Here is a 26638-nt window from a genome sequence, read left to right on the forward strand (position 1 = left end):
GGCGAGTCTTTCGATGAGCTCTCGTTGCCCGTTCCATCGCCTCTCGGTGCCTGCCGCGGCCGACCTGCTCGAACGTTTGCACGACATCAGGGGTGAAGAAGCTGCGCGCGAGCGACTCTCCCCCATCACCGACGTAAAGCCGGAACCGCCGCCCACCGCCCACATCAACGCGCTGCGCACGGTGCCACGACTCCGGGGCTATCCGCACCCCTAAGACTCGAGAGCCATGCCATCATCCCGTGAACGACGAAGTTGAGCATCCCGAACCGTTGATGATCAACCCCGAACGCGAAAGGCCCACCCTCGTATCGGCCCGCACCCGCCTTCCACAGCCAGAACCTTCCACCGACCTGCGGCGACAGTGCTTCTAGCCTGGCGACTGCGGTCGACGAGAAGTTGACGACGTTCCACACCGCCAAAACGCAGACGAGCGCCGCGAGCACAGCCACACCGAGCAATGGCAATGAGAATTCGTCGAGCACTAACACCTGGATCGGTATCGCAACAAGTACCAGAGCACCCCTGATCAGCGCAGCATTCCTCGGGAACCGCATGATCGCCGCGAACCGCTCCTGCGCGGTGTCATCTGCACTCGACGTCTCGCTATTCGAGTCGTCGCCCGCTGCTTCTGCCGATCCGGGGGTATCCGTCATCGTGTCGTCTTCTCCATGTGGGTCGGGCGAAGTCACGCAGACACATTCTTCCACCGCAGCGACGCGACCATCAGATCGAAGAATGCGTGGACGAACTGAATCTGTTCGTCATCCCGCGGAATATCGGCGGGACGCCCATAGCCGGCAAGCAATTCGAGCGCCCGCCGGCGGCGGGTGCCCGGCACCGGCGTGACGTACAGCGTCGAGCTCAGCACCATCTGCGCATCACCCTCACCTCGGATGCTTTCCCGCTCGATCCGCAGCAGCGCACGGTTCTTTCCCAGCGGCTCGGCTCGTTCTTCAAGGATCATCCGCTTGATATAGCCATCCATCTCTGCGGAAGACGGTGCAGAACGGATCGTCGCGATGATCGATGCCGGCACGGGGAATGGCGTCGACACATCCGTCCCCGACGGCGCGAAATAGGCCACGACGTTCTGCTTTCGCATCTCGTCCATCGACTGACGAAGCATGTTCCGCAGCACACCGGATGCTTGGAGCGCATCCACGCTGCCGACTTGCATGAGGCTGCGACGCAGCCTCTGCTCGATCAGTGCCTGACTCTCCGGAGAGGGCTCGTGGCGTTCCCAACCTTTCGGCAGCGACAGCTCGAACTCGGGGTCCGGACGAGCGCCCAGCAGATCACGCAGGGACATGCCGCCATCAGACACCAATGCTTGTTCCTTCCTCGAGCCACTGATCGCTCTCACCGGGCAACAGATGCTCACGCTTGCCCGTTGCAAAAGCGCTGCCCGTCGAGTCTGTCAGAACGCACGAGTCGATCAACTCGGCTATAGCGGTTGCCGCCATCATGTACGCGTCGAGCGGGCAGGCATGTATGCGCACAACCAGTGCCGCATCACCACGATCGAAGATGATCGCCGCATCGATCGATGCGATCCCCTGTGTGAGCTCAGGCGATATCCGGCGGGAGTACTGGATGCCCTCCCCGAACGGACTCGGTAGATAAGGCGATGCCTCGAAGCCGAGTGATTCCCACTCGGTCGCCCCGTCGTCGGCGGCGACGTGGAACGTCACGCGGACCGGCAGCGGTGAGCGTGTCGGCCAGGTCACGAGGTCGGCGAGAGCTCCCTCCGGCCTCGAGCGCTGAAGCATCTCGAGCACCTGGTCGAGAGCGTCGGAGAAGGGTGCGTCCTCCTCGGCCTCCCAATACGCCCTCACCATGTCGGCGACGACAGCTCCCCACTGCCGACGCCGCTCGTACTCGTCGGGCGCAGGAACAACGGCCCACGCATCAAGCGGTTCGTCGAACCGCAGTTCCCACATCACCCATCACCCTTGATCCAGTTGACGACGGTATTCACGGAGGACAGGGGCGAATACTGCGAGATGACCGTGTCGATCCCCGTGTCAGCAATGAAATCGGTGACACGCAGGACGTTCGGTATGTCGAAGAGCATGCCGGCGCCGACGCTGCCGTGAACAATCAGATCAGAGACGCTGTCCGCGAAGACCCTCGAGATATCGAGCCCGCCATCGGCTGCGATCCTCACCGTCGAAGGCAGGAAGTCCGCGATGCCCGCTGCGCCGACACCGAGCTTCGTGACGAGGGGCCCCATGTCCGAGACGGCGTTCGCAAGCGGCCCCAGCCCAGGGACTGCGCACACGAGGTCGATGGCCAGCGTCAACAGGTCGGTTTCCCCCCGGGTGAACCGAACGATCGAAATGACGGCGGTGGCGATACCGATGATGGCGCCCACCGTCGCTGCGATCCCGGCGATCGCCGCAGCGATCGGTCCTGTGATGACGAATGTGCAGACGATGAACACGACGGCAACGATGATCGCGACGACCGCCAGAATGTTGTAGGCGACCTCCAGGAAATCCCCGAACCACTCGCTCCAGCCATCCTTCGGACCGTGCTCGTGAGCGTTCTCGATCGCGGAGACAGCCTGGTTCCAGGCCGTCTCCCAGTCGTCGTACTGCTGGTCCCAGTGGTCCGCCGCGTTCATCCAGGCTTGGAACGCGTCGTACTTCGCCTTGTTGTCGGCGGCATCCGCCTCGGCGTTCGGGTCTTCGTCGCCATCTTCCGCGGCGACGTCACCGTACAGATCGCCGTCGGTTCCGGCATACGTCGACCACTTCTCGTCGGCGTCTGAGTACGCAGTGGCGAGCGCTTCCGCGATCCCCCCGACATCACCGATCGCCCAGCCATAGGTGCGGATCGCGTCGGCGGTGTCGTAGTACATCGCGCCGGCATCGCCGAGGATCTGCCAGGTCTCACCCACGCTGTCGCGCAGCTTCTCGACCGCCTTGCCCTGCTGACCGTCGTCACTGTTGGCGAGTTCCTGCAGCGTCGTCGCAGCACCTTTCATGCGCGACGCGATGGTGATCATGGCACCCGCGGTCGAGACGACCTCGCTCGGCGACATCGACGCCTGCTCGATCTCGTTTCCCCCTGGCGTCGACGGCCAGTTGACGTAGGCACCTTCACTCCAGCATTTGCTCATGCGCTATCCCCTTGCCTACTGCTCAATAGTCCGAGCTGGTCGGCACATCGGCGCCATTCTCGAACTGCGCTGCGGCATCGTCTTCGAACTTCTGGTAATCGTCGTATATCCCCTGGGCGAGATCGCGGATCGATGTGAGATCCTCCACGAGACTCTCGCGCTTGTCGTTCCAGCGGTCCTCTGATTCTTCGGCCGCATCGGTGAGCTCGCTCCGCCCGAACGGTTCGCCGATCGCGTCGCGCAGCTCTGCACCCTTGCTGCCGGAGTTGAACTCCTCGATCATGCTGTTGAGTCGGAAGAGGAGGGTGTTGAGCTCGGTGTATTTGATGACGACGTCAGCCATGCGTCAGTTCCCCGTCTCTCTCAAAATGGCGAGCCGGTAGAGCTCCCATCCACACAGTAGTCAGGCGCACCTCATCGCACGATGGGGAGCATTCCCCATCCTGCGGTGCTCCCTCGTATCAGCCGGCCTCGCCGGTCGACGAACCGCGCTGTGCTTCGAGGCGCGCTTGCCTGCGCGCACGTCGCGCATTGCGCTCATCGTCGTTCAACAGGCCGCCGCCAGCCGGCGCGGCCACGGGCGCAGCCGTGGCCGCAGGCGCCGGCGCATCCTTGGGCTTTTCCGGCATCCGGAATCGCACATCCGAGACATCGGGCCGGTCGTCATGCGCGACCGGCATCTGGACGAGAGAGGCCCGCCCGGCCTGCACGAACATGCCGCGGCCGTCCGGGAAGTCCGCGCGCTTGACGCGCCCGAACGGCACTTTGAACAGGCTGTCGCCATCGTACGCATCCGGCTTCAGCGCGATGCCCTGTCGTGCGGCCTTCCATTCGCCCATGACGCCGGAGCCGCCACCGGCTCGCGATACGTCCGCGTCGCCGATGAGCATGTGATCACTGTCATTGACGGCCTTCAGCAACGCCCGCATCGGCCGATCAGCGGCACCATCGGCGAGGTGCGGCATGTCTTCGCAGACGATCAGGATTCGGAACGGAATCGATTCGTCGGCGACGATGTCCGTCAGCTCTGCGGCGAGCTCCTTCTCATCGTCCGCCTTGATGGCGCTGCGCACCCACGGTCGGAAATCCGCGAGCTCGGAACGGCGTGTGCCGAAGTGGAACAGCTTCACCTCCGGGTCGAACCGTTCCATCGCGATGATGAGCGACTTCATCGCATTGGTCTTGCCCGACGCAGGCGGGCCAGTGATGATGAACGATCCGGCCGGATCGAAGCCGCGCGGTTCCAAGGTGTCGTCGGCGATGCCGAACACGGGCTGATGACCGACGCTGCTGGGCAGGTCACGGATATCAGCGTGCAGCGGCAGCGACCCGATCGACGGCGCCTCCTCGGCCCCCTTCGCTCGCAGATCAGCAGCCAATTTATCGAGCCACTTGGCCTGCTCGGACGTGTTCGAGGTTCCCCCCGGCACAGCGAGCTGCACCTCGCTCTTGTCGACGATCGCCCGCCCGGGGCCGGACTGATCGGTCAGTACATCCTTGGGTGCGCCGACGAGCGTGTACTGGTTCACGTCCGACAACCGCAGGACGATGCGACGAGAGATGTTCGATGACACACCGGTCGGCACGGCACCGCCACGATCGGCCGTGATCACCGCGTGAACGCCGAGCGGGCGGCCCTCACCCAGAATCCGCATGAACTCCCGATAGAACGGTGCGCGGTTCGCCGAGATCTCCCAGTCCTTCTTGAACTCGGGGAAGTTGTCGATCAGCAGGAAGATGCGCGGCGTGGACGAGTCCACGAGCTCCCGGTACTCGGCGAGGTTCGACGCGTGCGCCGCCGCGAAGCGCTCACTGCGCGTGTCGAGTTCTCTTCCGAGCATCCGCAGCAATCGCTGGATGCGCTCGGAATCCTCGCCATCGATGATCGATCCGACGTGCGGGAGCTTTTCGAGCACGCCCAGGGCACCCGACGCGAAGTCGAGCCCGTACACCTGAACCGCACCGAGATCCGGACGCATCCCGGCTGCGGTCGCGATCGACTTCAGTACCGTCGACTTGCCAGCCCCGGAAGTGCCCAGGGCAAGCAGCGAACCATCGCGGTCCGGAACGAAGTGGATGGGGTTCTGCTGCTGACGCTCAGGAAGGTCGGCGACGCCGAGGGCGATGCGCCCGTCGCCCTCGAGCGGCATCTCTCCCAGATCGATCATCTCGGCCAGGTCATCGAGCCAGGGTCGCCGCGGCGCGACGAGCGCCGCCTGTCGGTGGGCCGCGATGATCGACTTCACGACGCGCTTCTGGTCGTTCGGTCCGAGATCCGCATCATGCGAGTCGCTCTCGGCCGGGCGGTCGGGCTCCCATTCGTGGACGCTGCCGAAGCGAAGTTCGGCAACCTTGACCTCGGCGGCAGCGACGGCATCCGCTGTGTTCGTCCATCCACCGGCGTACGCCGACTGGAACGGCGTCAGCGGCCCAGGCCCGGTCTTCGCGATGGCGCGGCCAGGAAGCGACGGCGGGAAGGATGCCGCGACGACATCATCGACGACGTCGCGAGAGTCTGATTCATCCGCCATGCGCAGAGCGACGCGAAGGTTCGTGTTGGCGCGGAGATTGTCTTTGATGACACCAGCGGGACGCTGCGTCGCCATGATCAGGTGGATGCCGAGCGAGCGGCCGCGCTGCGCGACATCGACGACGCCGTCGACGAACTCCGGCACCTCGCCCGCCAGTGCCGCGAACTCGTCGATCACCAGCACGAGTGCTGGCGGCGTCTCCGGGTCCTGTCGCTTCTCGAGCTCGAGCAGGTCCTTCACCTTCTTCCGGTTGAAGAGGTGCTCCCGGTAGTGCAGCTCGGCGCGCAGGCTGGTCAGCGCACGTCGCACGAGATGGGGACTGAGGTCGGTGACCAGCCCGACGCAGTGCGGCAGCTCGACGCAGTCGGCGAACGCGGATCCGCCCTTGTAGTCGACGAAGAGGAATGTGACGCGATCAGCGCTGTGAGCGCTCGCGATCCCGAGAACCCATGCCTGCAGGAACTCCGACTTTCCGGCGCCCGTGGTGCCGCCCACCAGAGCGTGCGGACCCTGGGCGCGAAGGTCGAGAGTCATCGCATCGCTGGCGCCCTGGCCGACGATCGCACGAAGGTTGCCCGCTTTGCGCAGGCGCGGGCGCTCGGTCGCGGAACGATCGATGATCGTGTTGTTCTGCCGCCAACGGTCGATGACGGCCTGCGGGTCGCTGGCGACCTCCTCGCCGACGAGCGAGAGGAACGCCACCGAACTCGGGATGTCGGACTCGTCGTGGATCACCGTCGAGACATCCGTGACGGAGGCGAGTCGCTTGGCGAGCATGTCCATGTATGCGTTGGACACACCCTCGACCCGTGTGTGGGTGTACTGCTCACCAGAGCGGACGAGCCCGACCGTGACATCATCCAGGCCCGCAGTGACATCGAGGTAGCTCCGGCAGGCCGCCGGCAGCGACTCCACCGTCGGCGAGACGAAGATCGCATGCACTCCGACTTCAGCCCCGAGCTCAAGGATCTGCGTCAGTCGTGCACGATCGACGGGTGCGTCATTGGTGACCATGATGATCACCGAGATCCGTGTCTTCACATCGGTCTCTTCGGCAGCCCGGTGGACGTCGGTGCCGTACAGCATCGGGTTCCAGGTCTCTTTGAACGGCCCACGGTGCGCCGGCCCCTTGACCAGGCGCATCACATAGTCCTCGAGCTGATTGAGCAGTGCGTTCGCGGTCGGAGCACTGTCGGCAAGCGGCAGATCCTTGAAGGGACTGGTCTCACTCGAAGTGTGCGGCAGCCACTTGAGCCACTCGAGCTCCTCGACCCAATCAGAATCCGCGAACGCCACCGCCACGACGTCATTCGGCGCATGCAGCCCGAACACCTGCACCGCGAGTCCGCGCACGGCATCCGCCGCCACAGCATCCGGTCCCGCCACCCCGATGGAACCGCTCGCAGGCAGCGTCTCCAGCACGGGCACTTCGTGCACCAGCCGGTAGCGCTCCTTCAAACGCTCGACGCGCTCGATGTACTCGGGCAAGCCGTCCAACGATTCGGACTCGCGGATCGCGTTGCGCGACACCGCTGTCGAGACCCCCAGTCGCAGAGCGAGGAAGTTCCAATGCTCAGGGCGCCGCGTCCACAGCATCGGGCCGAGACGCATCGCATGATCGAACACCTCGACGACGGGAGGCACCTCTTTGTTCCTGGCGCTCTCCTCACGAGGCTTCTCGTGGAAGAAGACCTCTTCCAGATGCTCGAACTGCCGCTCGAACAACTGCAGCTCATGATTGCGCTTGTTCTTCATCTGCACGCGCTGGTTGATGAAGTTACCCAACGCCATCAGCGGCGTCATGATGATCAGCAGGAGCGCGCGCGGGCGCTCGGTGATGAGGTAGATCGACAGCGCCATGATGATGGGGGCGACGAGCATCGTCCACGGGAACAGACGCATGAGCGTCTCTGTCGGCATCCGCGGTGGTGTGTGCTGGATGCCGGGATAACGATCCTCGACGCGCGGGCTGCGGTTGAACCGCAACCCACCGCCGCGTTCGAGCACCGGGTGGTCTTCGAACGGGTCGTAGTCGTCGGCGAGGGCGACGACCAGCGTCGACGCTCCGATGACGAACTGCTGCCCAGGCTCCAGGCGCACGCGCTGCACCTGCTCACCGTCGACGTAGACGCCGTTCGTAGAGTTCAGGTCGACCAGCTCGAGCGAGGTCGAGACCTCAAGACGCGCGTGCTTCTTCGAAACCATCGCGTCGGGCAGCACAACGTCGTTGGGGCCGACGCGCCCGATGAACGAGTAGCCCTGGGCGACGGGGAACACCTGCCCTTTCAACGGCCCATCGATCGCACGCAGGAAGGCCACGACCTTGCGGTCCTCGGCGGACTGGCCCTGGTCGCGCTTCACCGGGCGCACGGCAGCGGCGAAGCCGGACCCGATCGGCGCCTCGCCGATCGGAATGTCAGGTTGCAGAAGCTCCAGGTGCTCGCCGGTGGGCGGAGCAACGGCGAGGGTCAGGTCATCGTTCGGATCGACGAAGATCGACCGCGCAGGATCTGCGGCAGCGATATGCCGCGCGACGTCCCCGGTCGTGGCCGTCGAGTCAGCGACGACAGCGATGTCCACAGGGTCGCCACTAGGGCGATGCAGAGTGAGCTTAACCTTCATTCATCTCTTCCCTCTGTTCACGATTCGTGAACGTCATACCGCGGGTCGTGAACGTCATACCGTGCCGATCGTCATCGTGCGGTCACCGAATCGCACCACGTCACCCGGCGCGGCGATGAGCGCCGCGCCGGAGGGCACCTGCGTCTCGACTCCAGCGCGCAGGATGAACGTGCCGTTGGTCGACCCGAGGTCCTCGACTTCGATGCCCGACGCCGACAGACGAATCGCGAAGTGCGTCTTCGAGACCGACCGGGTGTCATCCGACACCGCTACGCGCTGCGCTGCGCCGAATGTCCCGGTCTCATCGGGATTGCGCCCGAAGATCATCGGCTCGGCGAGCACGTACGCGTCGCCAGAGTCGAGGGCAAGTCGTACGGTCGGTTCCGGGGCAGGGGCGGCAGGCTCCGGGGCAGGAGCGGCCGGCTGCGGGGCCGGCGCAGGAGGTTCCGGAGCAGTCGCAGGAGGTGTCTGCGAAGCGGAGCCGGACGCGATCTCTGGCGGCACGCCGAGCACGACGCGATGATCCTCAGGTGCGCGGGCAGGGAGCCCTGTGGCAGGAAGCGGCGGCTGGCCCGATCGGCCACCCGGCTAACCGCCGCCGACCCGGCCGCCTTCCTTCTCGGCCGCCGTGACAGCACTCGCGGAACCCAGGTGCTGCGCGACGATCCCGACGGAGTCATCGCGGCCCGCACGCTTCGCTTTCGCAATGCCCAGCACCCCGGCGCTGACGCTGTGCGCCGGTCGGTACTCGGGCTCTACTGCACTGCTCTCGGCTGTCGCGAGCGACGGCAGATCACGGCTCTGAGGCGCGATCTCGACCTTCACGACCTTTCGTGCGATGCGCATGCGTTTTCCGTCGTAGGGGTCGAGCCCCTTCTTCACGTCGATCAGCCACACCTGGGTGGCATGATCATGCCACGCGCGTCCCCGCTTCTCTGAGTCGCCCAGCGCCGAGCAGAACATCAGCGTCGGTCCGATCACGGGCACGATGTTCGACGCACCGACGATCAGAGTTCGCAGGACGATCCGCCAGAACCCCGGCTTCGCAAGCCGCACCACGTTGATGCTGCGGATGCCGGTGATGGCTTTGCCGATCGTGACGCCCGCGCGCCCTTGGAAAGCGCCCTGCACGATCAACAGCGCGAGGGTGAGCAGTGCAGTGATTCCCGCGATGAGCACGGCGACGAAGAAATTCGGATGGGCCACGAGCCCGTACAGAGTGATCTCCGACCGAGCGAACATGAGCAGCAGCGGCACGCTGAAAACCCAGTAGGGGATCTGCACGATCAGATAGACCACGATGTCGATCGTCACGGCCAGGAACCGTCGCCCGTAAGGGGCGCGAATCAAACCGAGCGCGGCGGCGTACGCGGGATCGGGCCGCCCGGCCGCGTCCAGCCCCTCGATCTCTTCGTCAGCGTCATCCACTTCCCAGATCGTCGTCACGTGCCCACCTCCCGCGGCTGCAGCAGACTCGTTCTGCCGTACCCTGCAACGTTACCGATACTGGCTCGATGTCTGAACTGAACGCATGGGCACTCCTCCCCGGAATCGGCGCGCGCGGACGTGACAAGATCGAGGAATGCCGAACGACGAACCGCTCTCGGTCGTGCTCAGCGATGGACGCACCGCCCACGTCATCCCCCATGCCGACGGATGGCTTCTCGAGGTCGGTGGCGTGCAGCAATCGCACATCGCCGAGCCCGGTCGTCCCCTCTCACTCGCATACGCACGCTGGATGATGGCGGCTCTCGACAGCCGAGACCACCGCCGCATCGCTCAGCTCGGCGGTGGTCTGCTGATGCTGGCGCGCGCGATCGCGGGGCGATGGCCGGATGCTGTGCAGGTCGTCCTCGAGTCCGAGCCTGCGCTCGTGTCACTCGTTCGTTCACATTTTCCGCCACCCGCCGGCGTCACGATGATCGAGGGCGACGCGCGCGTCTGGCTCGCTGAGGCGGAGTCCGGCTCGCAGGAGGCGATCCTCATCGATGTGTTCCACAACGGACGGGTCCCGCCCGCCTTCTCGTCGGTCGAGCTCGCCGATGACGCGCGGCGAGTCCTGACTGACGAGGGGATGCTCGTCGTCAACTCCGTGGCGGGGCCGGAGCTGGAGTTCACTCGCCGTCAGCTCGCGACGCTGCAGAGCGTCTTCCCCCATGTCGTCATGATCGTGCAGGGCTCGTCTCTGGGAGGTCTGCGTTTCGGCAACGCCTGTCTCATCGCAAGCGGTGCAGAGATCGACGCCGACAGCATCCGCGAGCGCCTGCGGGGCGATACGTCGAAGGGCGCGCTGGTGACCGACGTCGAGTCGATCATCGATGGTGCGCCGCCGATCAGCGAAGCCGAGGGGCTCTGGTCTCCGGAGCCGACGCTGCCCGATGTGTCTTCCTCGATTGAGATGCTCGAAGGCATGCGGACCGCACTCCTGGGTCTCTTGCCGAAACGCAGTTCGCGGTGATGTCCAGGTCGCAATATCGGCCGTTCTGAGCGCGGCCATAGCGGCGTTAAGTGCGACCTGAATGCCTGCGGATGATCTAATCGACAGGCGGCGCCAGCGCCGGGTCACCAGAGACGGATGCCGCCGGCTCCCCGAGCTTCACTACGATGACGCCGGCGAGCACCAGCACCGCGCCGAGGCCCTGCAGAAGGTTCGGCAATTGTCCGAGCAGCAGCCAGCCGAACAGCATGGCTGCGATCACTTCGGCGAGCGCGATGAATGACGCAAGACGTGAACCGAGCAGACGGGTCGACGCGATTCCGAGGACATAGGCGAGGGCGGTCGCGATGAGGCCGATCGCGAGGACCGGAACGAACCACGGCACGGTTCCGAAGCGGTAGACGACATCGTCGGTGTTCCAGACCATCGGCAGAACGCCGATGAGGCCGGCGATCGTGAGACCGACAGCGCCGACGAGAAGGCCGGCTCCGGCGAGCGCTATGGGCGGCAGCCCGGTATCGCTCTTGGCCGACAGCACGAAGTACGCCGCCGCCCCGATCATCGCGCCGAACGCCCAGAGCACGCCCGAGATCGGGGCGCTGCCGCCGGCGAGCACATCGAGCATGAGTACGAGGCCGACGAGCGCGATCCCCGCCCCCAGGATGCTGCGCCCCGTGGGCCTCTCCCCGCGGCGCACCCACAGCCAGAGCACCACGGCGATCGGGGCGGTGTACTCGATGAGCAGCGCGAGCCCGACGTCCATGACGGCAACAGCCTGGAAGTAGAAGAGCTGCGTCGCGGTGACCGCCAGCAGTCCGTACGCGGCGATGATCCAGATGTTGCGACGCAGCAGCACCCACTTGCCGCGGAGGGCGATGAGCGTCGGCACGAGCAGCACGAGGGCTGCGACCCAGATCCGCACGGTGACGGCGGCACCAGGGGTCCAGCCCGCGTCGATCAGACCGCGCGCCCATGCCCCCGACATGCCGAACGACAGCGCGGCGGCGATCGCGAGCGGCATTCCGAGCCGCAAGCCGGAGCGCACTCGGGCGCCATCTGAGAGAGCATCCATCATCACTGACAGTAATGCTCATCCGCCGGGTCTGCGCCGGCGAAGGCGGGGCCGGCGGTACAGTCTCTGTCTAAGGCATTCACTCGCCTCGGAGAGGACAACGATGGTCACCGGCGCAGCTCCTGATCAGAACCCCGGCGGCGAGAGGCAGCCGCGCACCGGCCCGACCCCGCCGATGGCGGATCTGACCGGCAAGCCGGAGCCCGCTCCCGGCCCGCTCACCAAGCCCGCGCCCGTGATCCGTCCTCCGCGCAGGCGCGCGAGATGGCTCGTACCGCTCATCATCGTGCTCGCGCTCGCCGCGGCCGGTGGCGCGATCGTGTTCTGGCAGCTGTCGCAGTCCGGGCTCGGATGACCTCCTGGTCCAGCGCAGCGATCGCCCTGCTCGAGGCCGATGCCAATCGCAGTGCAGACACGCATCTGCATGTCTTCCCGCTTCCCGCCGAGTGGGGCATCGATCTGTATCTGAAAGACGAATCGGTGCATCCGACCGGTTCGCTCAAGCACCGCCTCGCACGTTCGCTCGTTCTGTACGGACTGGTCAACGGGCGGATCAACGAGCACACGACGCTCGTTGAGGCCTCGAGCGGATCGACCGCCGTCTCAGAAGCGTATTTCGCGCGGATGCTGGGACTGGACTTCATCACGGTCGTTCCCCGTTCCACCAGCCCGGAGAAGATCGACCTCATCGAGTTCTACGGCGGCCGCTGCCACTACGTCGACAGCGGGCCGGAGATGTACAGCGAGGCCCAGCGGCTCGCGACCGAGTGCGGCGGGCACTACCTCGACCAGTTCACCTACGCGGAGCGGGCGACGGACTGGCGTGGGAACAACAACATCGCCGAGAGCGTGTTCAGCCAGCTCGAGCGGGAGAAGCATCCGATCCCTGCATGGATCGTCGTGGGCGCCGGGACCGGCGGCACCAGCGCCACCTTCGGGCGGTATGTGCGGTATCGGCAGCATCCGACCCGCGTCGCCGTCGTCGACCCGGAGGGGTCGGCGTTCTACGGCGGGTGGTCGATCGGAGCATCCGACTTCACGACCGGCGTCCCCAGCCGGATCGAGGGCATCGGCAGGCCGCGCGTCGAGCCGTCTTTCGTGCCCAGCGTGATCGACGAGATGCTGCAGATCCCGGATGCCGCGTCGATCGCTGCCATCCGCCTGCTGAAGGAGCGCACGCTGCACTGGGCGGGCGGATCGACCGGCACGAACCTCGTCGGCGCGTTCCAGCTCATCGCGCGGATGCGCGCTGCCGGAGAGCAGGGCAGCGTTGTGACGCTCATCTGCGACGGAGGCGCCCGCTACGCGGGAACGTACTACTCCGACGAGTGGGTCGCATCTGAGGGCATGGACCTCGAGCCGCACCGCGCGCAGCTGGACCGGTTCCTCGAGTCGGGCACCTGGTAGCCCCACCGAGACTGCAAAACCACGCCGAGACAGCGTCGTGTCGTTGCGGTCTCGGCGTGGTTTTGCGGTCTCGCGAGTGGGGTGCGGGTCGGGCTACGCTTCAGACATGACCACTCTGATCCTCACTGTCGCCGGATCCGATCGCCCTGGCCTTGTCGCGGCCGTCGCCGATGTCGTCGATGCGCACGGCGGAAACTGGGAGAGCAGTCAGCTCGCCGAGCTCGCCGGGGTCTTCGCCGGAGTCATCCAGGTCTCAGTCGCCCCCGAACACGAGGGCGACCTGCAGAGCGCGCTGCGCAGCCTGGACGGACTGCTGAGCGTCTCCATCCACACCGGGGCGGATGCTTCGGATGCTGCCGAGCGGCCGATCACGCTCCAGATCCTCGGGAACGACCGGCCGGGCATCGTGCGCGAGGTCTCGGCGGTGCTGCACGCGCATGAGCTCAGCATCCAGGACATGACGACCCAGACGCGAGATGCCGCGATGGCCGGCGGCCGCCTGTTCGAGGCGTCGGTGGCGGCGACAGTGCCCGCGTCTGCTGATCTTGCCGCGCTGCGCGCCGACCTGGAGCGGCTCACGGCCGAGCTCCAGGTCGACATCACGCTGGGCTGAGCCTCCTGGCCTTTCGCCGAGACCCCCGGTTGCTGCCGAGACCCCCGGTTACAGGCGTGAACAACGCGGGGTCTCGGCGAGAGCCTGGGGTCTCGGCGGAAGGGAGGGAAGAGAGTCAGACCAGGCGGGACTTCGGCGACACGGAGTAGGTGTGCTCGGCGTCGCGGTTGGGGACGTCGCCCAGGGCCTCATCAATCGCCTGGAGAGTCTCCGGCGCGAGCGTCACACCAGACGCCTTGACCGTGTCTGCCAGCTGCTCCGGACGCGATGCTCCCACCAGGGCTGCGGCGACATTCGGGTTCTGCAGCACCCAGGCGATCGCGAGCTGCGGCATCGTGAGTCCGGCGTCCGCGGCGATCGGCTTCAGGCGCTGGACGGCGGTGAGGATATCGTCCTCGAGCAGTCGCTTGATGAAGTCCGCTCCACTGTGCGGGTCAGTCGCGCGCGAGCCGGCCGGCACGGGCTGACCGGGCAGGTACTTGCCGCTGAGCACACCCTGCGCCATCGGCGACCAGACGATCTGCGAAATGCCGAGCTCTTCGGATGCGGGAACGACCTTGCCCTCGATCACGCGGTGCAGCATCGAGTACTGCGGCTGGTTCGAGATGAGCTGCACGCCGAGCTGCGCAGCCAGCGCGTGTCCTTCGCGCAGCTGCTCTGCGGTCCACTCACTGACGCCGATGTAGAGCGCCTTGCCCTGGCGCACGACATCGGCAAACGCCTGGAACGTCTCTTCCAGCGGCGTCTCGTAGTCGAAGCGGTGCGCCTGGTACAGGTCGACGTAGTCGGTGCCGAGGCGTTGCAGCGAACCGTTGATCGACTCGAAGATGTGCTTGCGGCTGAGCCCGGTGTCGTTCGGGCCCATGGGTCCGGTCGGGAAGTAGACCTTTGTGAAGATCTCCAGGCCCTCACGGCGCTGGCCGGCGAGAGCCTTGCCGAGGATGACCTCCGCAGCCGTGTTGGCATAGGTGTCGGCAGTGTCGAAGGTCGTGATTCCGGCGTCGAGGGCGGCGTGCACCGTCTTCACCGCTGCGTCGTCTTCAACCTGCGAAGCGTGAGTGACCCAGTTGCCGTAGGTGATCTCTGAGACCTTGAGGCCGCTGTTTCCGAGATAGCGATAGTTGACCATAAGTCCACGCTACGGCGTCTCGGAACCAACGGGGCGAGTGCGTCAGATTGTCACGGCCACGTGACGAGATCGCATCACGAAGATTACCCCGAGCACGATGCTTCCGGCCCCGGCGAGTGCGCTGACGAGGTAGACCACTGCCATTCCTGGGGCGGTGATTCCACCAGAGACCCCGAAGGTGTCGGCGAGCGCCATCCCCCATCCGAAAGACGCGATGAACAGTGCAGGAGCACCGAACGTCAGCACGCCGAGGAACAGCAGCGCGGTGAGTTCAGGCTGGATCCCCGAGCGGATGGCGATCAGTGCCACCATAACGGCAAGCGCAACGCCGAGCCCCACGAAAATCCAGATCGCCACGTCGGAGGGCGATTCGCCCGCGGCGGACATCGCTGCACGGATCTCGCGGATGGTGAGTCCGGGCACTGCGACCATCGGGGTCAGAATCATGACCTGCACAGCACCCCACACGGCGTAAGCGACGACGGCGAGGATGCCGACGATCGAGACGACGATAGTGGAGCGAGTGGCAACTGCACGGCCCTGTTCGTTCATGCCGCGACCCTATCGGCGCCGCCTGGGAGGCGCCTGCTCCGTAAAGTCAGGCGTTGACCGATTTACGAAGATCGGCGCGGGTCGCGGGGGCGGATGGCGCAGGTTCGGATGCCGCGGGATCCGCGGCCGTGACGATCGATGCCCTGTCGCGGAATCCCTCGGCGGTCACCCGGTCGAGATCGACCTGCTTGCGGATCGCATAGGCCTTCTCATACAGCGACGGGGCACCGTAGCTCGTGAGCACCTTCACCAGCACCGGCAGCAACTCGATCATGAAGAACAGCGCGGCGATCAGCCAGTGCGCCCAGAGGATCGTCGGCTCCTTCTCGGAGAGCCGGTTCAGCCCACTGATCTGGCTGAGCAACCCGACCGCACCGGCATTGCCCTGCGCCACCGAATCGGCTCGTGCGTTGTAGGCGGCGAGCGCCTGGTCATAGCTGTCGCGCGCTGCGGGCAGCTTCGATGCCGCCTCCTCGCGGTTGCGCGTCTCGGAGCTTGCGGTGCTCGCCTTCGCGGTGGTTCCCGCGCTCTCGAGGTCGTCGTTGGCGTCGCGCAGCTGGGCGGCGAGCGCGTCGTAGGTCTGCTGTGCTTGCCCTAACTGTGCCTCTGCAGCATCCGAACTCGCACCCTCGCCGTTCACCCCCGTGCAACCGGGGACGGTTCCGGCCCCCTCACCGGTCAACTCGCACTGGTACAGCGCACGCGCCTGGTCGATGACGCCCTGCTGCTCCGTCATCTTGGCGGTGAGGTCATCGACGGTCGCCTGTGCGGCCGACTCGCTCGCAGAGGATGCATCCGTGCCTGCGACGATCCCCGTCGCCGCCTGGTTCTCGAGTGCCGACACCCGGTCGGTCGCGTCATCGAGGGCGATCCTCTCCGGTCCGCTCTCGAGTGCTTCCTGATCGGACTGTGCCTGCACGATATTGGTCGCCGCGACCTCACGGCTGATGTCGTTGTGGAAGACCTGCAGCACGAGCGGCTCAGCCACGACGAAGCCGATGATCATCGCCATGATGACTCGCGGCAGCGCGAGGCCGAGCAGCTTCAGGATGCTCCGCGTCGACGTCATGGTCGACGTGAGGAAGCGGTCGAGGTTGAAGATGACCAGCGCCCACACGATCGCGAGCGGTACTGCCAGCCAGATGGCGGCCTGCACTCCGGTCGTGAGGGCGAAGAGCATCGAGATCGCCGAGACCAGCGCGGTGCCGGCGAGGACGAAGAACATCTGCACGAACCGGGGCGTCTCGCCGGGGACGCGGTCGAGGATCTCGCCGTCGGCTCCACCGAGGATCGCGAGGGTGCGCAGGCGAGAGCCGGGGGTACGCGGGCGACGCGGGCGCTTCACCTTCTGCGGCGCGGATGCTTCCGCAGGCGCGGTCTCTTCCACCGGCGTAGCGACGGGCGCCTCAGCATCCTCGGTCAACGACGTGCCCACGAACGGATCGGTGACCTCCGGGGTTCCGGTCGGCTCGTAGTCGCGCAGGAAGTCGAGCTCATCGGTCTCGTCTGCGGAGTCGCTGGCGAGAACGATCCGGCCCTGCGAGTCGAATCGCCCTGGGCGGTGAGCAGAATAAGGCATCCGAACAACTTACGAAAGGGCGCCTGTGGAAAGGTTGGAAGATCCCTGCGAGGCACTCACAGGAATGCCTGCTCAGGCGAAGGCTTCGGCTGCCGCTTCGTCTTCGGTCGTGGCCACGAGCTGACCGCAGGCGCCGTCGATCTCCTTGCCGCGGGTGTCGCGCAGGGTCGTCGGGATGCCGGCGTCGTTCAAGCGGCGCACGAACTCGTTCGTCACCTCGCGAGTGGATGCCGTCCACACCGATTCCGGCGTCGGATTCAGCGGAATCGGGTTCACGTGCACCCAGCCGCGACCCCGCTGGTTGAGCTTCTCTGCCAGCAGGTCGGCACGCCACCCATGGTCGTTCATGTCTTTGATGAGCGCGTACTCGATCGAGACGCGGCGGCCGGTCTTCTCGTAATAGTTGTAGGCGGCATCGAGCGCCTCGTCGACCTTCCAGCGCGAGTTCACCGGAATGAGCTCGTCGCGCAGAGTGTCATCCGGGGCGTGCAGCGACAGGGCGAAGGTGACCGGGATGTTCTCTTCGGCGAGCTTGCGGATCGCAGGCACCAGACCAACGGTCGAGACCGTGATCCCGCGGGCGCTCATGCCGAGGCCATCGGGCTGGTCTGCGACCATGATGCGCACGGCATCCATCACGCGCTTGTAGTTGGCGAGCGGCTCGCCCATGCCCATGAAGACGATGTTGCTCACGCGCTCCATCGAGTGGTCATCCGCCTTCTTGCCGCCGAGACCGCCCTCGGCGATGAGCCGGTTGGCGCGCACGATCTGCTCGATGATCTCAGCCGTCGACATATTGCGGGTCAGACCCGCCTGGCCGGTGGCGCAGAACGGGCAGTTCATGCCGCATCCGGCCTGGCTCGACACGCACAGCGTGATGCGCCCCGGGTAGCGCATGAGCACGGACTCGACCAGTGCGCCGTCGTGCAGGCGCCAGAGGAACTTGATCGTGTCGCCCTTGTCGGTCTCGAGCCTGCGCACCTCGGTGAGCAGCGGCGGCAGCATGCCGGCGACGAGCTCGTCGCGCTGAGCGGCGGGCAGGTCGGTCATCTCGGCGGGGTCGGACGTGTAGTGCGTGAAGTAGTGCGTCGCCAGCTGCTTCGCGCGGAAGCCGGGCAGGCCCAGCTCTTTGACCTTCTCGATGCGCTCGGCCGGCGTCATGTCGGCGAGGTGCACGGGAGGCTTGCCGCGCTTCGGGCTCGCGAACTGCAGCAGCGGGCGTCCCTCGGCATCCTTCTTCTGCGTCCAGCCCTCGGTGCGCGGGCGCGTCTGGCGCACACCAGTGTTCGCAGGGCGCGCAGGAGAAGTCTCGGTCATGCTTCCAGGGTACGGCTTCACGGGTGAGAAGAGGCTGGGTCGCCCGGTGCCCCCGGCGCCGTCGACCCGCGCACCACCAGCGCGGTGGGAAGCTCGATCGCCTCCCCCGCGATGTCCGCCCCCTCGATCGCGCGCACCAGGGTTCGCACGGCCGCAGCTCCCATCTCGCGGATCGGCTGCCGGATGGTGGTCAGCGGCGGATGTAGCCACCGGGCACCGCGCACGTCATCGAAGCCGACCACCAGCACCTCCCGCGGCACGGCCAGCCCCGCATCGGCAATGGCCCGATACGCGCCCGCCGCCATCTCGTCGTTGCAGGCGAAGAGTCCGATCGGCCCTGCCCCGTTCAGCTCGCGGAGCGCCCGGGCGCATGCGGCGGCAGCGCCAATCGCGCTCCAATCAGCGTCGACACGAACCACCTGCGCCTCCGGCAAGTCCGTGCGCACAGCAGAGATGAATCCATCGACCCTGGCACGCCCGAATCGGTACGACGGCGTGCCACCGATAACAATGAAGCGCTCCGCGCCTCGGGCGAGCAAGTGCTCGGCGGCCGAGACCCCGCCAGCTCGGTCGGTGGTGCGGATGCTGGTCAGCGCCGCAGGCGCTTCGCTGGGCGGATCGAGCAGCACCAGGGGGATCCCGGCCTCTCGCATCAGCGCCACCTGCGCTGCCGTCGGCATCACCAGCCCGACGATCACGCCCGCCGTGCCGCGTGTGCGGATGCGATGCGGCCAGTCATCTTCAGCATCCGGACGGTCTGTCGTCAGCACGAGGTCGTAGCGGAGCGCTGCGGCCGTCGTCCGCGCGCCCGCGACGACCTCGTCGGTATAGGGGTCATGGAAGTTGCCGAAGACGAGATCGATCACCCCTGCGGTCGGGTCGCGCGGGCGGCCGCGCGACTCTCCCGCCGAGGTGTACCCCAGCGCCGCTGCGGCATGCAGCACGCGGGTGCGGACGTCGGCGGACAGGTCACCACGACCGCGCAATGCCCGCGATGCCGTGGACACGCTGACCCCGGCCTCCTCGGCCACGCGGGCGAGGGTGATGCGGCGCGGAGAAGACACCCACTTATTTTTGCGCAATTTTCGAGACATGGGGCGCGACACGTGGCAGAGTTTTGCGCGACCCGCACACCGCAGGGGAAGGAAGACAGTCATGACCGCAACGCGAAAAGCACTCGTCGTTCGAGGCGGATGGGAAGGCCACAGCCCGATCGAGGCGACTGAGGTTTTCATCCCGTTCCTTCAGGAGCAGGGGTTCGAGGTGCGCGTCGAGGAGTCCAACGCGATCTATGCCGACGAGACCGTGATGGGTGAGACCGACCTCATCGTGCAGTCCGTGACGATGTCCGAGATCTCGGATGACGCGCTGAAGGGTCTGCGCCGCGCCGTTGCGGCTGGCACCGGGCTGGCCGGCTGGCACGGCGGGATCGCGGACTCCTACCGCAACAGCTCCGACTACCTGCAGCTCATCGGCGGACAGTTCGCCACTCACCCGTCGAAGCATCCGGATGCCTGCGTCGGAGACCCGTCCGACAATTACCTGCCGCACACGGTCGCGGTCACCGACCTCGGCCGCGCGCACGAGATCATGGCCGGCATCGAGGACTTCCCGCTCGAGACTGAGCAGTACTGGGTGCTCACGGACGATCTCAATGACGTTCTCGCCACGACCACCCATCCCGTCCAGCCGTACCACCCCTGGCACCGGCCGATCGTGTCTCCCGCAGTGTGGACGCGCGAGTGGGGTCAGGGACGCATCTTCGTCGCGACCCCCGGGCACAGCCCGGAAGTGCTGCGCGACGAAAATGTGCGCACGATCGTTGAGAGAGGAATGCTGTGGGCGAGCCGCACGGTATCGGAATAGTCGGACTCGGGGTCATCTCCGGACAGTATCTGGAGACCCTCGGCACGCACCCGGGCGTGCGGATCGTCGCGACAGCAGACCTGACTCTCACGCGGGCAGCCGAGGTCGCCGACGGGATCGAGGGATGCCGCGCACTCACCGTCGATGAGCTCGTCGCAGATCCCGCGGTGCAGACCGTGCTGAACCTCACCATCCCGGCGGCCCACGCGGAGGTCGCGCTCGCCGCGCTCCGCGCTGGCAAGAACGTCTTCGGTGAGAAGCCGCTGGCGGCAACCCTGCCGGCGGCCAGCGAGATCATCGCCGCCACCACCAAGTCAGCCTGGGCGGGGTGTGCTCCCGACACCGTGCTCGGCACCGGCATCCAGACCGCCCGCGCGGCCGTGGACGCGGGCGAGATCGGCCGCCCCATCGCCGCGGTGGCGACGTGGACCTCGCCAGGGCATGAAGCCTGGCATCCGAACCCCGACTTCTACTACCGCGAGGGCGGCGGCCCGCTGCTCGACATGGGTCCGTACTACCTGACCTCGCTGTTCCACCTGCTCGGCCCGGTCGCACGCGTCTCCGGCGCATCCTCCCGGCCGAAGTCGGTGCGCCGTATCGCATCCGGACCCCGGTCCGGAGAAGAGATCCCGGTCGAGGTCGACACCCACGTCACCGGTGTGCTCGAGCACGTCGGCGGTGCGATCTCGACCGTCACGTTCAGCTTCGATGCCCCGGCGACAGAGGCCGCACCGATCGAGGTGCACGGCGAGACCGGCACCCTCTCACTGCCCGACCCCAACCACTTCACGGGCGAGGTGCGACTGCGTCGCGCGGGCGACGACGGCTGGAGCACGGTCCCGACGAGCGCAGGTTACGAGAACGCAGGACGCGGCATCGGCTTGCTCGACTTCGTATCAGGCGGCACGCGCTCAGATGGTTCGATCGCCCTGCACGTGCTCGAGATCATGAGCGCGCTGATGGAGTCGGCGCGCACCGGCCAGCGCATCGACCTGGCCACCACGGCCGAGCGGCCCCCTCTTGTCCCGCTGACCTCTCACGACGAATGGAGCCTGCGGCAACGGCATGATTGATCCATGATCGATCTTGCGCCGTGGGCGTGGCTGCTGCTCGGCCTCGCGGCGCTGTTCGTCGGGCTCGCCAAGACCGCGATCCCCGGCGGCGGCATCCTGCCTGTCGCGATCTTCGCCGCTGTTCTACCCGCGCGCACGTCGACAGCGGCGCTTCTGCTGCTGCTGATCGTCGGCGATGCCTTCGCGTTGATCGCCTATCGCCGCCACGCGCACTGGCCGACGCTCCTGCGACTCGCACCCGCGGTGGTGGCAGGGCTTCTCATCGGCTTCGCGTTCCTCGCGCTCGGCGATGATCAGGTCGTGCGCCGCGCGATCGGCGTCATTCTGTTGGCCATGATCGCGGTGACGCTTTGGCGCAGATCGAGACAGGGAAGAGCGGATGCGTCGTCCGCAGAACACGGAATCGTCGCGGCATCCGCCTATGGCTCTCTCGCCGGATTCACGACCATGGTCGCCAATGCTGCAGGACCGGTCATGTCGATGTATTTCCTCGCGAAGCGCACGCCGGTGCAGGTGTTCCTCGGGACGTCGGCGTGGTTCTTCGCGATCGTGAACCTCGCCAAGGTGCCGTTCCTGGCCGGAATCGGACTCTTCGACGCCGAGACTTTGTTTATGGATGCCGCGTTCGTCCCGCTCGTCATCATCGGCGCCTTTGCAGGGCTCTGGCTCGCACGACGCATGAAGCAGCAGGTGTTCGATCGCATCGTGATCGTGCTGACGATCATCGGTGCGGTCTACCTACTCTTCTGACCAGCCCCTGCCCCGCCCCACAAACCTGCAAAACCACGCCGAGACCGCGGCGATTCGCCGCCGTTTCGGCCTGGTTTTGCGGGCTGGGCGTGGTTTTGCGGGCTCGAGAGAGCTTCGGGCCCTAATCGAGGAAGATGTCGGGGAACAGGCGGTCGTCCGGGGTGCCGGGGACTGCCGCATACTTCGAGAAGTCGGTCACGCCGTCGGCCTCGAGCACGTCCTCGACGATGAGCGTCTGTCCGGTGTAGCCGCTCGCCTGCTTCGTGATGACGGCGTACGCAGCATCCGCATAGATATCCGGCGTGCGGCTGGCTGCCATGACCTGGTCTCCGCCGAGGAGGTTCTGCACCGCAGCCGTTGCGATCGTCGTGCGCGGCCACAGGGTGTTCGCGGCGATGCCGTCGGCCGCGAACTCGGCGGCGAGGCCGAGGGTGGCCATGGTCATGCCGAACTTCGCGAGCGAGTATCCGGTGTGCGCTCCGAGCCACTTCGGCGTGGGGTTCAGCGGCGGCGAGAGTGAGAGGATGTGCGGGTTCGCCGCTTCGCGCAGCTGCGGAATCGCCGCCCGCGAGAGCATGAACGTGCCGCGGACGTTGACGTCCTGCATGAGGTCGTACTTCTTGGCGCCGAGATCGAGCGAACGCGACAGGTCGATGACACTGGCGTTGTTGATGACGATATCGATGCCGCCGAACTCTCCCTGCGTCTTCATGACAGCACCGGTGATGTCGTCATCGTCGCGCACGTCACCGACGATGGGAAGCGCCTGACCACCGGCGGCACGGATCTGCTCCGCGGCCGTGTGGATCGTGCCCTCGAGCTTCGGGTGCGGGGTGTCGGTCTTCGCGAGCATCGCGATGTTCGCGCCGTCTGCTGCAGCGCGCAGCGCGATCGCGAGGCCGATGCCGCGGCTGCCGCCCGACATCAGGATGGTCTTTCCGGCGAGGGTGGTCATTCGTGCTCCTTGCGTTGTGGTGTGCGTTCAGGTCGCGATTTGTGCCGCTTTCGCACGCTCAGAGCGGCACAAATTGCGACCTGAACGGCGGGTGGTGCGCCGTTACTTCGGCGCCATGCGGATGGCGCCGTCGAGGCGGATCGTCTCGCCGTTCAGGTATCCGTTCTCGACGATGCTCTGAACCAGCGCGGCGTACTCGGCGGGCCTGCCGAGGCGCGCGGGGTACGGCACCTGCTCACCGAGAGAGGCCTGCGCTGCCTCGGGAAGGCCGGAGAGCATCGGGGTCTCCATGATTCCGGGAGCGATCGTGCACACCCGGATGCCGTAGCGCGCGAGCTCTCGTGCGATCGGCAGGGTCATGGCGTGCACGCCGCCCTTCGACGCGGAGTACGCGGGCTGCCCGATCTGCCCGTCGAATGCTGCAACGGATGCCGTGTTGATGATCACACCACGGTCTCCGACCGATTCGCCCCCTGAGCCTGTCGAAGGGTCGTTCTTCGCGATGACGGCGGATGCCTGGGAGATGACGTTGAACGTGCCGACGAGGTTGATGCGGATGATGCGTTCGAAGTCCGCGAGCACTGCCGGGTTGCCGTCGCGGTCGAGGACCTTGGCGGGCGGGGCAATGCCCGCGCAGTTGACGACGATGCGCAGCGGCACTTTCTCGTTCGCAGCGGCGACAGCGGCCGCAGCGTCCTCGGCGCTGGTGACGTCCCCCGGGGCGAACGCACCGCCAAGTTCGGCGGCCACCGCAGCCCCCGCAGACGACGGAAGATCGAGCAGAGTGACGTGCGCGCCAGCCGCGGCGAGTGCGCGGGCAGTGGCCAGGCCGAGGCCAGAGGCCCCGCCGGTGATCAGAGCGCCGGATCCTTGGATCTGCATAAGTTCTCCTTCGAACGGTTCTGCAACTCAGTCTCAGCATACGCGGGCTTCAGTTCCAGCACTGGTGCGGGTGCATCACGAGGTGTTGGCTGGAGCTATGGAACTGCGTCGCAAGCGAGCCTACGACACCGCTGAACCGGACGATGGTTTCCGCGTTCTGGTCGACCGACTGTGGCCCCGAGGCGTCTCGAAGGAACGCGCCCAGATCGATCTGTGGGCGAAGGATGTCGCGCCGAGCCCCGAGTTGCGCAAGGCCTGGCATGCAGCATCCGGCGACGAATGGGGCATCTGCGTCGACCGCTATCGCGCCGAGCTCGCTGGCGAATCCGCCGCGGCGCTCGAAGAGCTCGCGGCAGAGGTGAAGAAGCATCCGGTCGTCACGCTCATCTACGCCTTGCACGACGAGGAGCACACCCACGCGATCGTGCTCGAAGAGGCCCTCCACGAACTGCTGTGACCGCGCTGGCAGCCGCAGAATGAGACCTGAAGCTGATGGCGTTATTCCGGTCCGAGGATGAAGTTCCACGAGCCGGCCATCACGGCAGCGGTCACCGCGACCGCCGAGATCAGCGCACCGACGAGCAGGAGAGCCCACTCCCGGCCACCGAACGTCGATTCGCGCGCCCACGTGCGCGGCACCGGCGCGCCGAAGCCACGGGCTTCCATCGCGGTTGCGAGCTTCGCACCTCGGCGGATCGACAGAACGAGCAGTGCGAACACCATGCCCGCGAAGCGGCGCACGCGCCCGCGATCGGCGACCCCTCGTGCACGTCGTGCGAGCTCGAGCGCGCGCCAGTCGTCGACGAACAACCCCACCATGCGCAGTCCGGCGAGCGCGCCGAGAACGAACCGGGCCGGCAGCTTCACGATCTGCGCGAGTCCGTCGGCGAGATCGGTGGGGTCGACCGTGATGAACAGAACGACCGAAGGAAGCGCGATCGCGAGCACGCGGAACATCGTCGCCAGCGCCAGCGTCAGAGACCCCTCGCTCACCCTCACGACGAACCACTCGAAGTAGATCGCACCACTCGCTTCTCCGTACAGCGCGATTGTGACTCCGGTCAGGGGAGCGGCAATCCACACCGGCCAGGTGCGGATCCAGAACTCCCGCCAGCCGATGCCCGCGAACAGGAAGAGCACGCACTCCATCCCCAGAGCCACCGCCGCCGAGACGACGTCGAGCGTGAGAATCAGGGGGATCGCGATCAGCGCGCTGACGCCGAGTTTCGCGACAGGGTTGATCTTGGCGACCACTCCGACGCGCGCATGGGTGTCCAGAAGTGTCATCGGCCGATCTCGAATCGTTCGGCATGCAGCGCCGGGGCGACGCCGGGGTCATGGGTCACGGTCACGATCGCCGTGCCTTCGTCGCGCAGCGCCGCCAGCATGGCCATGAGCTCGGCCCATGTGCGCGCGTCCTGCCCGAAGGTCGGCTCATCGAGAACGAGCATCCGAGGCTTCGTGGCCAGCGCCGCAGCGACCGTCAGCCGCCGCTTCTCGCCACCCGACAGTGTGTACGGATTCGCGCGCGCGAGACGATCGAGGCGCAGGCGGGAAAGGAGCTCTTCGATGCGCGCTTCGGTCTCGGCGTCACTCAGGCCGAGCGCACGCGGACCGACAGCGAGCTCGTCACGCACGGTCTTCGCCAGCAGCTGATGCTCCGGTTCCTGAAACACCATCCCGATCCTGGTCAGCAGTCGGCGCGACGACCAGGCGATCGGCGACGGACCTGCGCCATCCGCCAGTGCGGGCTCGGCGACGACCCTCCCCGCGGCTGGCGGCAGGAGCCCGGCCAGCGTGAGCGCCAGCGTCGACTTTCCCGCCCCGTTCGGCCCGGTGACGGCCAGGGCCGCTCCGGCGCGCACCTGCAACGAAATGCCTGCTGTCACCGGTCGATCCTTCACGCGGGCCACGGCCAGATCATCTGCGGTGAGCAAGATCTCACCGGCCGCGCGCGGCGCGGGCGGCAGAGCCGGCGGATGCCCCGGAACCCAGACTCCTGCGGCAGCCAGCTCCGCGCCGCGACTGCCGAGCACAGCATCCGGTGTCCCGTCGGCAACCACTCCCCCGTCTCCGACGACGATCACTCGCGTGATCAGCGGCAGCCAGACATCGAGTCGATGCTCGACGACGATGAGCGTCGCCGGTCGCGCCTCCAGCATCCGCCGGACGGCATCGCGGACCTCCACGACGCCCTCCGGGTCGAGGTTGGCGGTCGGCTCGTCCAGCAACACGAGTCCGGGTTGCATCGCGAGGATGCCGGCGAGCGCCAGGCGCTGCTTCTGTCCTCCTGACAGCGCTTTGGTCGACCGGTCCAGGGGCACGTCGAGCCCGACCGCGTCGAGCGCGTCGCGCACCCGTGACCAGATCTGTTCGCGCGGGATGCCGAGGTTCTCGCAGCCGAATGCGACGTCGTCACCGACGCGAGCGAGGATGACCTGCGAGTCCGGGTCCTGCAGCACGAGCCCTGACCGCCCGCGGGTGGCGGCGGCGGGCTCCGAGTCGACGAGCAGCCCCCCGGTGCTCTCGCCCTCTTCGTCTCCGCCGAGCACCCCCGCGAGACCGTGCAGCAGAGTCGACTTGCCGGCTCCGGATGCTCCCAGGACGAGCACGCGCTCTCCCGGTTCGATCCGGAACGTGACGTCGCGGAGCGCCCAGGCGACACGGCTGGCATGCCGCCAGCCCCAGCCGCGCGCCTCGACCGCCGCGGGACGGTTCTCGTCGGTCAT

At 66.6% G+C, this 26638-nt stretch carries 26 protein-coding genes; 8 read left to right on the forward strand and 18 right to left on the reverse strand.

Going from position 1 to position 26638, the window contains the following annotated elements:
- Positions 1-164 precede the first annotated feature (164 nt).
- From ACN0RC_RS04075 to ACN0RC_RS04110, 8 genes are all read right to left on the reverse strand, one after another.
- Complete coding sequence (locus tag ACN0RC_RS04075) at positions 165-653, reverse strand: hypothetical protein (RefSeq protein ID WP_417509065.1); 489 nt, start codon at positions 651-653, stop codon at positions 165-167.
- Positions 654-685: 32 nt separating this feature from the next.
- Positions 686-1309 carry a hypothetical protein gene (locus ACN0RC_RS04080; protein WP_417509067.1) on the reverse strand — a complete coding sequence of 208 codons (624 nt, stop codon included), beginning with the start codon at positions 1307-1309 and terminating at the stop codon, positions 686-688.
- 7 nt (positions 1310-1316) lie between these two features.
- On the reverse strand, positions 1317-1943 hold the full coding sequence (locus ACN0RC_RS04085) for a hypothetical protein (protein WP_417509068.1): 627 nt from the start codon (positions 1941-1943) through the stop codon (positions 1317-1319).
- On the reverse strand, positions 1940-3124 hold the full coding sequence (locus tag ACN0RC_RS04090) for a hypothetical protein (protein ID WP_417509069.1): 1185 nt from the start codon (positions 3122-3124) through the stop codon (positions 1940-1942). The genes ACN0RC_RS04085 and ACN0RC_RS04090 overlap by 4 nt, the downstream gene beginning before the upstream one ends.
- A gap of 22 nt (positions 3125-3146) precedes the next feature.
- Positions 3147-3467 carry a hypothetical protein gene (locus tag ACN0RC_RS04095; RefSeq protein ID WP_417509070.1) on the reverse strand — a complete coding sequence of 107 codons (321 nt, stop codon included), beginning with the start codon at positions 3465-3467 and terminating at the stop codon, positions 3147-3149.
- A 118-nt stretch (positions 3468-3585) separates the two neighbouring features.
- Positions 3586-8277 (reverse strand): FtsK/SpoIIIE domain-containing protein, encoded by a 4692-nt coding sequence (locus ACN0RC_RS04100; RefSeq protein ID WP_417509072.1) that lies wholly within the window; start codon positions 8275-8277, stop codon positions 3586-3588.
- 54 nt (positions 8278-8331) lie between these two features.
- Positions 8332-8790, reverse strand: coding sequence for an FHA domain-containing protein (locus ACN0RC_RS04105; protein WP_417509074.1), 459 nt, complete (start codon positions 8788-8790; stop codon positions 8332-8334).
- 75 nt (positions 8791-8865) lie between these two features.
- The gene (locus ACN0RC_RS04110) at positions 8866-9723 is read right to left on the reverse strand and encodes an RDD family protein (protein WP_417509076.1); all 858 of its coding nucleotides are present in this window, start codon (positions 9721-9723) and stop codon (positions 8866-8868) included.
- 136 nt (positions 9724-9859) lie between these two features.
- Here ACN0RC_RS04110 and ACN0RC_RS04115 point away from each other — a divergent pair, with 136 nt between their 5' ends.
- On the forward strand, positions 9860-10735 hold the full coding sequence (locus ACN0RC_RS04115) for a spermidine synthase (RefSeq protein ID WP_417509078.1): 876 nt from the start codon (positions 9860-9862) through the stop codon (positions 10733-10735).
- A 76-nt stretch (positions 10736-10811) separates the two neighbouring features.
- Here the strand turns inward: ACN0RC_RS04115 and ACN0RC_RS04120 are convergent, their stop codons facing one another.
- Entirely contained in the window at positions 10812-11786 is a 975-nt protein-coding gene (locus ACN0RC_RS04120) for an EamA family transporter (protein WP_417509080.1), read from the reverse strand.
- A 103-nt stretch (positions 11787-11889) separates the two neighbouring features.
- On the opposite strand from ACN0RC_RS04120, the gene ACN0RC_RS04125 reads away from it, so the two are divergent.
- From ACN0RC_RS04125 to ACN0RC_RS04135, 3 genes are all read left to right on the forward strand, one after another.
- Positions 11890-12141, forward strand: coding sequence for a hypothetical protein (locus tag ACN0RC_RS04125; protein ID WP_417509081.1), 252 nt, complete (start codon positions 11890-11892; stop codon positions 12139-12141).
- On the forward strand, positions 12138-13193 hold the full coding sequence (locus tag ACN0RC_RS04130; RefSeq protein ID WP_417509083.1) for a PLP-dependent cysteine synthase family protein: 1056 nt from the start codon (positions 12138-12140) through the stop codon (positions 13191-13193). The genes ACN0RC_RS04125 and ACN0RC_RS04130 overlap by 4 nt, the downstream gene beginning before the upstream one ends.
- Positions 13194-13299: 106 nt before the next feature.
- Positions 13300-13806, forward strand: coding sequence for a glycine cleavage system protein R (locus tag ACN0RC_RS04135; protein ID WP_417509085.1), 507 nt, complete (start codon positions 13300-13302; stop codon positions 13804-13806).
- A gap of 115 nt (positions 13807-13921) precedes the next feature.
- Here the strand turns inward: ACN0RC_RS04135 and ACN0RC_RS04140 are convergent, their stop codons facing one another.
- From ACN0RC_RS04140 to ACN0RC_RS04160, 5 genes are all read right to left on the reverse strand, one after another.
- Entirely contained in the window at positions 13922-14935 is a 1014-nt protein-coding gene (locus ACN0RC_RS04140) for an aldo/keto reductase family protein (protein ID WP_417509087.1), read from the reverse strand.
- 42 nt (positions 14936-14977) lie between these two features.
- Positions 14978-15487: a hypothetical protein gene (locus ACN0RC_RS04145; protein ID WP_417509089.1), complete on the reverse strand. Its 510-nt coding sequence runs from the start codon at positions 15485-15487 to the stop codon at positions 14978-14980.
- Between the two features lie 46 nt (positions 15488-15533).
- Positions 15534-17066, reverse strand: coding sequence for a DUF4407 domain-containing protein (locus tag ACN0RC_RS04150; RefSeq protein WP_417509091.1), 1533 nt, complete (start codon positions 17064-17066; stop codon positions 15534-15536).
- A 72-nt stretch (positions 17067-17138) separates the two neighbouring features.
- Positions 17139-18383 (reverse strand): 23S rRNA (adenine(2503)-C(2))-methyltransferase RlmN, encoded by a 1245-nt coding sequence (gene rlmN, locus ACN0RC_RS04155; RefSeq protein ID WP_417509093.1) that lies wholly within the window; start codon positions 18381-18383, stop codon positions 17139-17141.
- Between the two features lie 17 nt (positions 18384-18400).
- Positions 18401-19447 (reverse strand): LacI family DNA-binding transcriptional regulator, encoded by a 1047-nt coding sequence (locus ACN0RC_RS04160; RefSeq protein ID WP_417509095.1) that lies wholly within the window; start codon positions 19445-19447, stop codon positions 18401-18403.
- A gap of 91 nt (positions 19448-19538) precedes the next feature.
- On the opposite strand from ACN0RC_RS04160, the gene ACN0RC_RS04165 reads away from it, so the two are divergent.
- The 3 genes from ACN0RC_RS04165 to ACN0RC_RS04175 are packed head-to-tail and all read left to right on the forward strand — an operon-like array spanning position 19539 to position 22072.
- Positions 19539-20249 carry a ThuA domain-containing protein gene (locus ACN0RC_RS04165; RefSeq protein ID WP_417509097.1) on the forward strand — a complete coding sequence of 237 codons (711 nt, stop codon included), beginning with the start codon at positions 19539-19541 and terminating at the stop codon, positions 20247-20249.
- A complete protein-coding gene (locus ACN0RC_RS04170; RefSeq protein WP_417509099.1) occupies positions 20222-21322 on the forward strand; it encodes a Gfo/Idh/MocA family protein in 1101 nt (366 codons plus the stop codon). Before ACN0RC_RS04165 ends, ACN0RC_RS04170 begins: the two co-directional genes overlap by 28 nt.
- Before the next feature lie 3 nt (positions 21323-21325).
- A complete protein-coding gene (locus ACN0RC_RS04175; RefSeq protein ID WP_417509101.1) occupies positions 21326-22072 on the forward strand; it encodes a sulfite exporter TauE/SafE family protein in 747 nt (248 codons plus the stop codon).
- Positions 22073-22193: 121 nt separating this feature from the next.
- On the opposite strand, the gene ACN0RC_RS04180 is transcribed toward ACN0RC_RS04175, so the two are convergent.
- The gene (locus ACN0RC_RS04180) at positions 22194-23027 is read right to left on the reverse strand and encodes an SDR family oxidoreductase (protein ID WP_417509103.1); all 834 of its coding nucleotides are present in this window, start codon (positions 23025-23027) and stop codon (positions 22194-22196) included.
- A 102-nt stretch (positions 23028-23129) separates the two neighbouring features.
- A complete protein-coding gene (locus ACN0RC_RS04185) occupies positions 23130-23909 on the reverse strand; it encodes an SDR family NAD(P)-dependent oxidoreductase (protein WP_417509106.1) in 780 nt (259 codons plus the stop codon).
- Between the two features lie 97 nt (positions 23910-24006).
- Between ACN0RC_RS04185 and ACN0RC_RS04190 the strand changes: the two genes are divergently transcribed.
- Positions 24007-24366 (forward strand): DUF488 domain-containing protein, encoded by a 360-nt coding sequence (locus ACN0RC_RS04190; RefSeq protein WP_417509108.1) that lies wholly within the window; start codon positions 24007-24009, stop codon positions 24364-24366.
- 41 nt (positions 24367-24407) lie between these two features.
- On the opposite strand, the gene ACN0RC_RS04195 is transcribed toward ACN0RC_RS04190, so the two are convergent.
- Entirely contained in the window at positions 24408-25196 is a 789-nt protein-coding gene (locus ACN0RC_RS04195) for an energy-coupling factor transporter transmembrane component T family protein (RefSeq protein WP_417509110.1), read from the reverse strand.
- Positions 25193-26638, reverse strand: a complete 1446-nt coding sequence (locus ACN0RC_RS04200) for an ABC transporter ATP-binding protein (protein ID WP_417509112.1) — start codon at positions 26636-26638, stop codon at positions 25193-25195. The genes ACN0RC_RS04195 and ACN0RC_RS04200 overlap by 4 nt, the downstream gene beginning before the upstream one ends.

This window comes from Microbacterium sp. (assembly GCF_048259935.1).
Classification (GTDB): Bacteria; Actinomycetota; Actinomycetes; order Actinomycetales; family Microbacteriaceae; genus Microbacterium.